Source organism: Bacteroides sp. LFL-34 (assembly GCF_027257075.1).
Lineage (GTDB): Bacteria > Bacteroidota > Bacteroidia > Bacteroidales > Bacteroidaceae > Bacteroides > Bacteroides ovatus.
The window spans coordinates 19,584-31,666 of sequence record NZ_JAPQKZ010000009.1 but is presented as its reverse complement, the minus strand read 5'-3'; the positions used below and the strand labels follow the sequence as shown (position 1 = coordinate 31,666).

Sequence of the window (12,083 nt, the reverse complement as noted above, 5' to 3'; positions counted from 1 at the left end):
GAATATTCTCTATTTAAAGACTCTCTGCTCGTTGAATTCCTTCTTTAATGGGTGTCCATTGATTGAATTCTATTACTTGCACAATGTCAAACACCATTAATCCTTCGGATTGGGAAAGACAGACATAAACAGCATCTGCTATATTGTCCTTATGATTTAAAGCATACAAAGTGCCATAGACTTTACATGCTCCATGAACAATGCGTTGTGCACGCGCTATTCCATATTCTATGGATTCGGGATCGTTCAATCCAAATATTTTGGTTAAATAAGTTCCACATAGAAAGGTGTCTAACAATCCGGCAAAACCTGTATTTTTATATTCAGGTGAAGCCCAACTGTATTCTTTGGAAAAATCGTATTCGGTGGATGCCCAATTTTGTCCTTGCCCATAAATAGCATGAATCCATGAGGCAGCCCAATATTCTAATTGAATATCCGGTTTAATGTTTTTAATTTCTGTGCGCACCCGTTCTACAAAATTACGTATGACCATAGAGCGGAACTCCCACCATTTCTTGTAATAAGTCCCTGTCCGTTTAGTGCCATCTGTATTCCAAATGAAAATATCATCCGGGAACCGATCTAATTGCTTTCCGATGTATTGTTCGAAAGCCGTTTTTGTTGCCTCCGAAAAATCACTTTCATCTCCCGGATAACGGCAATAGTCTAAGGCAAAACCATCAAAATTGTAATTTGTAACTAACTCTTTTATAAAATTCAGACAAAAGTCTTGTACTTCCGGTAAAACTGGGTTTAAAAAGGCGGAGACTTTTGTTTTATCGTCCTTAATATCTATCAAACCCTGATCTTTGGTATATTCCAAACAAGTTTTTCCATCCCATGTATCATCACGGTACGCCATACCATTTTTAGAAGAAGGTAGGCCTGCCGTAAATATAGTAGCAGAGACCGTAACTTTAAGTTCACGTTTATGAGCCTCATCAATAAAAAATTGAAGATAATCCCAATCTCTTTCGATATGTGTATCGGCAAGATCGGTCAATGGGGTTAAATAGGAACTTTTAAACAGGGCATCGCCTTGTACAGGACGCACATCGACTACAATTTTATTAAAACCTGTTGATTTGGCGAGATCAAGATAATATGTGATATTCTCTTTTTTTGAGAAACGTTCAAAATTTGCTTCTGCATCAAACCAGAGCATTTTTTCTTTTTCAGGAGTTGGTTCTTCCGGAATGACAGGAGTGGGAGGATTTGGCTCGGGAAGCTCGGATTCTACAGTCTTTGTAGAACAACTACTAAATGATAGAAGAAAAAAGAATAATAAAATGCTTGGAATGTATTTCATACTTTATTGTTTTTATTTCCCGACTTCAGGCTGATATTTAGAAAAAAATACAGTCTGAAATCGAGAATAATAAGAAAGCTAAATAAAATAAATTTGTTATCCTAAAGATCTTTCGACCGTTATTTTAAAGCTACTGCCGTAGTTATAGCACGTTGGGCACCAGCACTTGGCTTTATCACCGGTTGACCGTTGACCAACATACAAGTTGAACCACCACCATCAAGATTCATAGCATCTACACAACCTAAGCTCTTCAGGACATTAGCCATCATAGCCATATTCATACCTTTTACACCTTCCGTTACACTGCGGCCTTCACAAACGAAAAATATCACCTTATTATTGGCTGTTACTCCGATAGCGGTTCTTGGATGATAACTTTCGGGAGCAACTCCACTTTCTTCATCAAAAAGTTCTTCAATAAAAGTATTTCTCACACTTCCGTCTTTCAACAGGATCGGTCCACCTCCAATCGCCGTTTCTGCATTTAATTTCACGCCTCTCGTCGGAAAATAAGCCGAAGGTGCAGGTTGAGGCTCATAACCGGACTTATTGGGAGAAGGTTGTTCATAGGTATATGTCACACCATCAGTTGTTGTATAAGCCCAATCTGTGGAGAAATAGCCATTCTTTGACAGCTGAAAGATACCTCGTGTAGGATAATAACTCTTTTGAGAACGTATTTCCTCCTGCGAGTTCACAGCTAAGACCTCTCCTTCACGGCATAGCAAACTGACAGACTTACCTGCTCCCATTACAAAATATCCACCATTCATAATTATCGGATATTTTTGTTGTTCTGCTTGCCAGATTTGATTGGGAGTCTTAGAATATATCAGGTCTCCTATAGTCGCAAAATTAGCTTTTGACATATCCGCAACAGCAATAAAAGCTATGGCTTTCATGCCTTCCAGTTCTGACGGAGATTTGTATACACTTATGTATTCAGGTAATGTGCCAAACTCTGTTGTCTGTTTAACCCAGCCTAATGTTGTCGGATCAGGATCCGGCATTACCACCTTTTCATTATCATCATCTGAACAACTTGTCGCAGACATGGCGGCAATCATGAAAAGAAGCCAATATTTTGATATATTTTTCATTATCATATCGATTTGATCGTAAATATTTATTTCTAGTTATCTTTGTGCTTCCGCACGTTCTATACCTTTTTGGATATCATCCCACAGATTCATTTCAATAACCTGTACTATGTCGAATATCATCAATCCTTCCGATTTCTCAAGACAAAGACTTACTGCATCGGCTATATTGGTTTTATGATTTAAAGCATATATCGTTCCGAATACTTTGCAATCATTACCAACCAATCTCTGTGCACGGGCAATACCATACTCTATAGATTCCGGATCATCCATGCCATAGATACGCTCTAAATACGTTCCACATAAGAAGGTATCCAGATAAGGTGCAAATCCTGATTCATTGTAGGCTTCCGATCCCCACGGATAATTTAATGAGAAATCAGATTTTGGACTGGCCCAATTCTGCCCTTGTCCATAAATACCATGAATCCAGGAAGCGGCCCAATACTCTAGCTTTACTTTATTATTGATAGAATGAATTTCTTTACGTACCTCTTTCACAAAACTAGTGATAACATTAGCCCGGAATGCCCACCATTCTTTATAATAAATTCCAGGATTTTTCGTTCCATCGGCATTCCAAGTGAAAATATCGTCTGGAAAGTTCCGGACTTTTTTTCCTAAGTAATGTTCAAAAGCTTTACGACTGTCAGCAGAGAAGTCACTATCATCTCCCGGATATCGACAATAATCTAATGCATAAGCATCAACATCATAGTTTCTCACTATTTCACGAACAATACTTAAAGCAAATTTGCGGACATCTTTACGAACCGGATTTAAAAAAGCTCCTACTTTTTTCTTATCCTCTCTGATGTCAAGCATCTTTCCGTCAGGTGTATATTCCAAGCATGTTTTCCCATCCCAACGTGACTCATCATAGACCAGACCTTCGCGGGTAGCGGGATGTCCGGACGGAAACATTGCAGTGGAAACAGTGACTTTTAATCCTAACCGACGAGCTTCATTGATAAAATACTGCAGGTAATCCCAGTCACGATGAATTACTTTACCATTCACTGTTGTAAGTGGAGGTAGAATTTTACTTTTATACAGTACTTCCCCGTATATAGGTTTGACGTCTACTACCACTTGATTGAATCCTACTGATTTAGCTTTTTCCAAATAGTAAGAAATAGAATCTTTAGAGGCAAAGCGTTCAAAATTAGCTTCTGCATCAAACCAAAGGTATTTAGGTTGTTCTTTGCCCCTGTTCCCGGCAAAGGAACAGGTAGCAAATAACAATAGAAAAAACGATATAATGCTTTTATTCAACATATTTCAATTCTATATAATTAGGAGTATGCCTATTTCTCGTATTTTGTAAGTTCATAACAACGAATACCTACACCATAACCGTAATAGAGATATAATGATTCTCCGTCATCACTTGGTGAACAAGTAGTCCAGATACAAGAGTTGGTAGTCCATGGCTCAATTGTTTCTGTGATAGGTAATGAATGATTACTAGACGGGTCTAGCAGGTGCAGTCCAACCCAGCCCCAACCACAAGTTATGGTTGCTCCGTACCATCTGCCATTAAATGGAATACCTCTACCGGAAATAAGTACATGATTTCCCCAGCCAGCGTATCCTTTCTTATTCCACATGTCTATATATGGACCTGTGATGCTGCTAAATGCCCCTGCCGTATTTGCTTTATAACCGATTTCCGGTCCCATTACACCTCCGGCATTCACTGCGTCTATTACGTAAAATGGTGGGTTATCCGACATGCCGAGTACAGCCACAATCTGTCGCCAGTTACTATCATTACTGGGACGACCGGTAACCAAGGTTGAAGTGCCTGTATATGTACCATTCTCAAATTTGTAAACTGCATGTGTACCTACACCATCAGGTTTAGAATCATAAACATATCCCACTTTGTCAATATCACCGATTGCAGAAACTTTATTTGCTCCGGGAGTTACATTAGCAACCTTTTGTGGAGCTCCCTCAACAGTAGTCCATCTGTATAATCCTACATTTTTTACTACACCGATCAAATTACCGGCGTCATCATTGACTAACTGGCACAAAGAAGCGTCTATTCCTGTCACATTCAAAGTCTTATCTACTTTCTGCCCTGTATATTTATCATAGAAATTAAATTGGGTGTCTATTATATAATTACCAAACACTGCACCGAAACCATCTTTGTTTTTATTAGATGGAGTGGGTACACTAATTTCCCATTTTTTGAAAAAATATTCAAAACCTTCTCCATCATTTACTTTTCCGCCATAAGTCCATTTTACGGTCCAGTCAGTGGTTGTGCCATCTTGCGCCTTCACTGTGTAATGTACATCTTTTGAAAAATCTTGAGGTACATCGGGGGTAGGTGTAACTGTTGCATATGGAGAGATAAAGAAAGAACAAGTAACTCCATTGAGTTTGCTCAAATCTAAGTCCGGAGTAATCTTAAATTCAATAATGTTACCATCCTTAACGGTACCCTGTTTATAATTACCCTCGCCCAATCTAACTTTGAATCCGGTTATATCAGTGTCAGAGTATAATGTTGGATTATCCGAGCATGCGGAAAATGCAACCATTGTTGCCATGACAGCAACTTGAAGCCAATTATGATATTTTATTTTCATAACATCTACTTTTTTAATTATTTGGGTGTTTAGCAATCAAAGTATACTCCTTTTGCGTTCCATCACCTGCTACAATAGTTAGTTTAAATGGAGTAGATAAATCTTTAGCACCAGTCAATGAAGGATAAGCAAATGCTGCTACAGGCAAATTGGCTGTTATATATAATTCGCTCAATTTCACTTTTGCCGGAAGTTCGAAAGTTATATTTCCATTCTCTGATATGACCCCATCATAAGTAGTACCATCTTCCGGAGAATTAGCACGAACCATAATGGATATGATATCACAATCAGAATGATAATGGATATCATCATGCTTTTCACAAGAAGAAAAGGAAAAGCTAAATGCTATCATTAATATGATGTATGTAATTACTTTAAAATTTTTCATAACTATAATAATCTTTTAATATTACCAAGGAGCATTATTCTCACATAACGGATTATTCTGTAATTCATCTACAGGAATAGGTAGCAAGTAATAGCGTTCTGGAAAGAAGCGGTTTATATTGTCGTCACATGACACTTGTTCATAAGTATAAGAATTATCATCTTTTTTGGTTATTTTTGTTCCATGTGCCTGTTTTCCATCAATAACTTCGCCAGCCAAACGCCATCTGCGTAAATCCCAATAACGGAATCCTTCAAAGGCCAATTCACAAATACGCTCCTTACGTAATAGTTTCATAAATGAGTCTTTATCCGGTGCTTCCTGTGTTGTACGTTCCGGTAGGTCAACACGTCTTCTTACTTCATTGAGAGCTTCCAAGGCATCATCCTGATTTTTAGCATAATCCTGTTCTGCCAGAGCTTCAGCCAGATTTAACAAAACCTCCGCATAACGCATTTCAATCCAAAACTGATCGCTTCCCTTATCATCAAATTCGGTATTGTTTTCTTGTAGATATTTTCTGATGAAATATCCGGTAACAGTTTGTTTTTCTCCCGGATTCATATTATCTCTGTAAGCAGCAAAACCGTTTTCAGCGTCTACATAGGTATAAATAGTCTTTTCTTTCCAAGTAGCCCCATTATATATAATGGATGCATAGAAACGAGGTTCACGACCTACATAAGGATCTTTGGCCATGGAGCCGCTCCACGAGAAAGGAGTTCCGTCAGCCATATCATAAGAATCAACCAGTTCACTTGTCGGGACAGCTCTTCTTATTCCTTGTTTACCGTCAGGAGCAAAATAGCGATCGAAATAATGGGGCATATCCGGAATTTTGTATGCTATGGAGAAAATAATTTCTTTATTACCTGCCACTTTAAATACATCTTTATATTCATCCATTAAGTCATACTTATTGAGCTTTTTAATCTCATCAGCAGCGGTAATAGCAATATCCCAACGTTTTGCAAAGAGTGCTGTACGACACATATAGGCATACGCTGCTCCTTTAGTCAAACGCCCATCCCATTTGCTGTCCCATTCTTTCGGAAGGTGTTTGGCTGCGAATTCCAGGTCCTTCAGAACAAAATCCCATGATTCGGCTTCAGTTGCTCTTGCTTTTGCTTTTTCCCCTTCTGAATCAACTCCATTTGTTTCGTCACGAAGAATAACTCCTCCGAAAATTCTAATCATACGTGCATAATTCACAGCGCGAATAAAACGAATTTCAGCAATACGAGTATTGAGAAAATCTTCATTAAACTTACTTCCATAGATACCGGCATCACGCAAAAATACATTTTCTCTAAATATGTCAGTATAAAGTCCCCACGATGACATCGGATTATTATCTGATGTTATTGTGTTTTGCTGCAACAGAATCTTGTTATGAGCACTCCATGTTTGTGGAACTCCATTTCCATACTTAACTAAATCTGTATATCCATCGGTTAAGGATAAAGAAGAAAAGTTGGATAAGCCATTGAGAGGCTTATATAAGTAAGTCACATACATATCTAAAGAAGATTCCGAGCTCCAGGCTACTGTTTCTGAATATGAGTCTGTGGGATCTTTCTCCAACAAATCATGGCATGAGGTTAGAAACTGTGACGTAAACATCAGCCCTATCCCTAATAGATATAATCTTTTTATTTTCATAATTATTGATTTAATTAGAATGTGATATTTAATCCAACACTATAATTCTTTTGTTGGGGATAATAACCATTATTTATAATAGCCATTTCAGGGTCGCAATATTTGAATTCTGTGAAAGTAAACAGATTGGTGCCTGCTACATATACACGAACGTTAGATAGTCCAATATTGGCTTTCGCAAGTATTTTTTTAGGAATTGTATAACCAAACTGTAAATTCTTCAAACGCAAGAAATTACCATTTACCAACCACCAGGAAGAGGTATATGCATTATTTCCATTATGAATGGCACTTAATCTGGGATAACGGGCACTCGTATTTTCCGGTGTCCATGAATCTTCTACCAGATAATAAGGAGCATTTCCTCCCGAGTAGAATGGTCGTGTATAGACCGTATTGTCCATTGAACCATGATTATAAGTACCATTCAACGTATAACTAACAATAGCAGCTCCTTGCCATAATGCACTCAAATTGAACCCTTTCCAGTTGAAGTCCATAGACAGAGAGTAGTTTAACTCTGGTAAAGTGCTGTGGCCGATTTTAACTTTATCCCCATCCTGCGTAATTTTACCATCTCCATTGATATCCTCATACATGATATCTCCTAAACGTTGAACTCCATTACCAACAAAAGGACGGTTATCCAATTGCTCTTGTGTTTGATATAAGCCTATAGCTTTATAGCCATAAATTTGTCCTAAAGGTTCACCTATGTTTGTCCGGTACCAAGGAGTACTTTCACTTTCAATCCGCGACAGAACTTTATTTCTAGCCCACGCTACACTACCGGTTATACTATAATAAAAATCATTAACGTGGTTTTGGTGCTTCAATACCAATTCAAAACCGCGATTGTCGATCTTACCCGTATTTCCTTTTTGAGCATAATTTCCTCCTAATGAAGGAGGGAAACCGCCACTCCGGCTTTCTTGTATATCTTTTGTCAGCTTATAAAATAAATCGAATTCTACTCCCAATAATCCATTCCACATTGTCAGGTCAGCACCAATATTGTAACTGCGGGTAGTAGACCAGGTTAAGCTGGAAGTAATAGAGTTGGATGCACCTAATCCTGCATAAGGAACTCCTCCGAATATATACGCATTCTTCTCTACCTTAAAAATGCTTCTATGCAAAAAAGCATCTGTATTATCACTACCCAATTCACCGACAGAAGCACGCAACTTTAACAGGTTGATAGAAGAGAAATTGTTTTTTATGAAGTTTTCTTCAGAGATTACCCATCCTAAAGATACAGAAGGGAAGAATCCCCATCTTTTATCTTTTGCGAATTTATAGGATCCATCTACACGAAAAGCAAATTCTGCAAGATATCTTTTATCGAAAATATAATTGAAACGCCCTACATAACCAATAGTAGCTTTATCGCTATGACTACCTGTAGGATTGGATATAAATTCAGTACCTAATGAAAGATCAACCGGATCATTAAAATTATAGCCGCCCATCTTTCCTGTCATTGTAGAGCCTTTCAGTTGTGTCTGTTCATATAAGAATAGGGCTGAAACTGCATGCTTGCCAAAGGTATTAGCATACTCCACACTCGGGCGGACCATAAATCTTCTGAAAGAAGATGCAGATTTAGTGTAATTACCTTTCTCGCTTGTAGAAGAGGCACGCATTAAATTATATGATTTAGAATCTGCACTATAAGCATTAACATTGTATCCTACCAAGAAACCGTTATCTTCCGAATAACTAGTATCATAAACTAAACCGAGAGAAGCTTTCAACCCTTTTACCCAAGGAAAGGCATAACTAATTTTCATTGTACCATCAAACTCATGTCTTTGTTTTTTCTGAAATCCGCTATTCCTTAAAGTAGCGAGTGGACTCTGTGTGGTGGAACTACCAGGACCAATCCAAGCTGTATATTCTCCTTGATAATAAATAGGAATAATAGGGGCTGAATAAACAGCCTGCTGAATGGGATTTTGTTCAGCCTGTGCGCTTGTGCTAATTCCGGGCCAGTTCTTTTCTTCATAAAAGCCAGAAATATTAAGTTCGAACGTTAAATCTTTGGTAATATTACCTTCTACGTTAGAACGGACATTGTAACGATCATAATTCACATTTTCGATGATACCGGATTGATCCAACATGCCTATACTGGTGAAGAAACGGATATTCTTGTTACCACCGGAAGCTGAAATATTATGTTGATGTGTGAAGCCATAATCCTTAAAAACTTCTTTTGTCCAGTTTGTATTTCCATATTTACCTTCCGGATCATAGTTGTTAGCCACTTTCGTCTGAATATCAGCTCCATAATATGGCCCGTTACCATCAAGTTCACTTGCCTTATTATACCAATAAATATAGTCAGGACCATTTAGCATTTCAGGCATGGCTGTATTTTTCTGGAAAGTAACAGAACCGTCATACGAAAGAGTTACTTTACCTTCAGTACCTTTCTTGGTCGTTACCAGGATTACTCCATTTGCCGCTGCCAAACCATAAACGGATGCTGTAGCTGCATCTTTCAAAATAGATATGTTTTCTACATCATTAGGATTCACAGTATTCAACATACGTTCAACGCCATCCACTAATATCAGAGGACTAGAATCTAAAAAAGTACCTAAACCACGGATGTTGATAGATGTCTGGTCGTTTCCGGGAAGACCGGAACGTTGAACACTCGTTACCCCCGGTAACTTACCTGTCATCATATTAGAAAGGTTAGCTTGAGGAGCCATCATCAACTCTTTAGAGCCTACTTGAGAAACGGAACCTATTAAGAATTTCTTTTTTTGAGTTCCATACCCCACCACTACAACTTCATCCAATGCTTGTGCATCTTCTTGAAGTCTAATAGTAATTTCTGAACGACCATGTAAAGCAACCTCTTGAGTCTGATACCCGACAAAGGAAACTACTAAAGTCGATTTTAAATCCTGTACATTTAGGCTAAACTGTCCGTCAATATTGGTAATAGTACCGTTGGACGAATTCCCTTTTACACTAACAGTAGCACCGACAAGCGGCTCATTGTTTGAGTCATACACTGTCCCTTTCACGTTCGTGTTTTTTTGAGCATGAACGTTTAAGAAAGAAAGCGAACAGATGAATAAGGCTATAAACCTTATACTCCATGTGATTTGTTTCTCCATATTAAATATTAATGTTAATAAAACAAGATAGTTATTTATAATTCATCAAATCTTCTAATGTTTTCCAGCACTGATACAGTCCTCTTGGCACATGGAAGCATCCTTTCCATTTTCCTCCTTTGAGTGGTAGCAATACTTCGCCTCTTCGGTTCAAGTAGCCATACCATTCAGGATATTCTTTATCCTTGAAATGCTCCCAAGTGTAGTCATGTACCTTTTCAAACCATTCCAAGCATTTTTTGTCTCCCGTCAATTGATAGCCTTTCAGCAGGGAAATAAGCGTTTCGATATGGACCCACCAGAGTTTCTGGTCCCACTCCAATTGTTGGGGAGGACAACCGTTACGATCCATAAAATAGTAGATACCTCCATATTGCTTGTCCCAGCCATAATTAAGCATCGTGAGAGTAGTCTCTTTGGCTTTCTCTATCAATTCCGGACGATTCAGACGCTTGCCTAGATCCATGATAAACCACATCGCTTCAATGGCATGTCCCGGGGTCACCTGACGGCCTTCAAAACAATCGACCAAATTACCGTCTATGTCCACGTTTTCAACAATGATACCTCCGAGTTCAGGACGATAGAAAACTTCCATCACTTCATGGATACAAGTATCCATTGTTTCCCGCAGATACGTTTCATCCAATAAATGCTCTATCTCCAGTGCCAGGTTACAGAGGATCATTGGCAAGGCAAAGTTCTTCAGATTACGGGTACCCGGATGAAGCTTATTCCATCTCCCTTTCGGATTATCCACTTTGGAAAGGATTATGTCGAAAGTTTTCTTGGCAATGTCCGCATATTCCTGATTACCGGTTGCAAGGCTCAACTGTCCGAAAGCCATGGTGGCGAATGTATACGAGAATATATTATACGGTTCTACCAATGGTCTACCCGAACGATCAAGGGAAAAATACCAGTTATAGTAACTATCATGTCCGTATTTTTTTAGAAATTCACCACCTTGAACGGCACAATCCAGCCATTCCTTGCGTTTTTCCACTTTATTGTAAAGCATGGAGAACATCCACACCTCACGACATTGCAGCCAGATGAACTTATCCGTATCGAACACTTTTCCTTCACGGTCCAGACAGGTGAAATAACCACCATACTCGTGGTCTTGGGAGTGTTCAAGCCAGAAAGGGAGGACACTGTCCAGAAGTTCATCCTTGTACAGACTTGCCAGTTTCTCGAAATCCATACTATTATTTCCATTATAGATTGGTATGGGCAATTCAGCAGTGAAAGAGATGTCTGCTGAATGACCAATGTTGTTCTTACTATCCATATTTATAAGATGTTAGTTTATTGTTATTAAGGTCTGTTTTATATTTATTCCGAACGGGTCCAATATCTTTCAATCTCTTCCAGCGACTTCCCTGTAGTCTCCGGCACGAGTTTCCAGACAATCAGCATATACGGCACGCACATGAGGGCGAACAGGAAGAATGTTCCGGCGGGGGTAAGGTTCTGGAGCATCCAGGGGGTTAACTGTCCGATCAGGTACGTTCCGATCCACAGAGCGAATCCTGCTATCGACATGGCCAGTCCGCGAACCTTGGTGGGATACATCTCCGAGAGAAGTACGAACACCACGGCACAGATAGATACGGCACAGCAGAATACATAGAACAGGAAGAAAACAAGCAGGAAGAGGCTGGATACTCCCAGGGAATCTCCGAAGAGGAAATACAGGCCGATGAGAATCAGAGAAACAACCATTCCCGAAACTCCGTAATAAACAAGTTTCTTGCGGCCTACCTTATCAATGATGACAAGAGCCAGAATGGTGGTCAAAGTATTGACTAGTCCTACCAGAACTTGGTAAAATGAAAGTTAACTGTTTGCATAGCTGTATTATGG

General features: G+C 38.9%; 8 protein-coding genes and 1 pseudogene. All 9 read right to left on the bottom strand.

The genetic code is table 11. The annotated features are described in order from the left end of the window. Positions 1 to 13 precede the first annotated feature (13 nt). Complete coding sequence (locus tag N5O98_RS07030; RefSeq protein ID WP_022199525.1) at positions 14 to 1,312, bottom strand: family 10 glycosylhydrolase; 1,299 nt, start codon at positions 1,310 to 1,312, stop codon at positions 14 to 16. A gap of 119 nt (positions 1,313 to 1,431) precedes the next feature. Then, on the bottom strand, positions 1,432 to 2,415 hold the full coding sequence (locus N5O98_RS07025) for a phosphodiester glycosidase family protein (RefSeq protein WP_004308408.1): 984 nt from the start codon (positions 2,413 to 2,415) through the stop codon (positions 1,432 to 1,434). 36 nt (positions 2,416 to 2,451) lie between these two features. Continuing rightward, entirely contained in the window at positions 2,452 to 3,696 is a 1,245-nt protein-coding gene (locus N5O98_RS07020) for an alpha amylase family protein (RefSeq protein ID WP_004308409.1), read from the bottom strand. 29 nt (positions 3,697 to 3,725) lie between these two features. After that, positions 3,726 to 5,024, bottom strand: coding sequence for a DUF5018 domain-containing protein (locus N5O98_RS07015; RefSeq protein WP_004308410.1), 1,299 nt, complete (start codon positions 5,022 to 5,024; stop codon positions 3,726 to 3,728). A 13-nt stretch (positions 5,025 to 5,037) separates the two neighbouring features. Continuing rightward, on the bottom strand, positions 5,038 to 5,415 hold the full coding sequence (locus tag N5O98_RS07010; RefSeq protein WP_004308411.1) for a hypothetical protein: 378 nt from the start codon (positions 5,413 to 5,415) through the stop codon (positions 5,038 to 5,040). A gap of 21 nt (positions 5,416 to 5,436) precedes the next feature. Next, positions 5,437 to 7,077, bottom strand: coding sequence for a RagB/SusD family nutrient uptake outer membrane protein (locus tag N5O98_RS07005; RefSeq protein WP_004308412.1), 1,641 nt, complete (start codon positions 7,075 to 7,077; stop codon positions 5,437 to 5,439). A gap of 14 nt (positions 7,078 to 7,091) precedes the next feature. Next, positions 7,092 to 10,214 carry a SusC/RagA family TonB-linked outer membrane protein gene (locus tag N5O98_RS07000; protein WP_004308413.1) on the bottom strand — a complete coding sequence of 1,041 codons (3,123 nt, stop codon included), beginning with the start codon at positions 10,212 to 10,214 and terminating at the stop codon, positions 7,092 to 7,094. Positions 10,215 to 10,245: 31 nt separating this feature from the next. Beyond that, on the bottom strand, positions 10,246 to 11,421 hold the full coding sequence (locus N5O98_RS06995) for an AGE family epimerase/isomerase (protein ID WP_032849060.1): 1,176 nt from the start codon (positions 11,419 to 11,421) through the stop codon (positions 10,246 to 10,248). Positions 11,422 to 11,552: 131 nt separating this feature from the next. Further along, a pseudogene (locus N5O98_RS06990) lies at positions 11,553 to 12,050 on the bottom strand (MFS transporter); the annotation flags it as partial. Positions 12,051 to 12,083 lie beyond the last annotated feature (33 nt).

Excerpts from the sequence above, each read along its gene's own strand:
- N5O98_RS07030 (WP_022199525.1), bottom strand. The coding sequence starts at position 1,312 with ATGAAATACATTCCAAGCATTTTATTATTCTTTTTTCTTCTATCATTT.
- N5O98_RS07025 (WP_004308408.1), bottom strand. The coding sequence starts at position 2,415 with ATGAAAAATATATCAAAATATTGGCTTCTTTTCATGATTGCCGCCATG.
- N5O98_RS07020 (WP_004308409.1), bottom strand. The coding sequence starts at position 3,696 with ATGTTGAATAAAAGCATTATATCGTTTTTTCTATTGTTATTTGCTACC.
- N5O98_RS07015 (WP_004308410.1), bottom strand. The coding sequence starts at position 5,024 with ATGAAAATAAAATATCATAATTGGCTTCAAGTTGCTGTCATGGCAACA.
- N5O98_RS07010 (WP_004308411.1), bottom strand. The coding sequence starts at position 5,415 with ATGAAAAATTTTAAAGTAATTACATACATCATATTAATGATAGCATTT.
- N5O98_RS07005 (WP_004308412.1), bottom strand. The coding sequence starts at position 7,077 with ATGAAAATAAAAAGATTATATCTATTAGGGATAGGGCTGATGTTTACG.
- N5O98_RS07000 (WP_004308413.1), bottom strand. The coding sequence starts at position 10,214 with ATGGAGAAACAAATCACATGGAGTATAAGGTTTATAGCCTTATTCATC.
- N5O98_RS06995 (WP_032849060.1), bottom strand. The coding sequence starts at position 11,421 with ATGGATTTCGAGAAACTGGCAAGTCTGTACAAGGATGAACTTCTGGAC.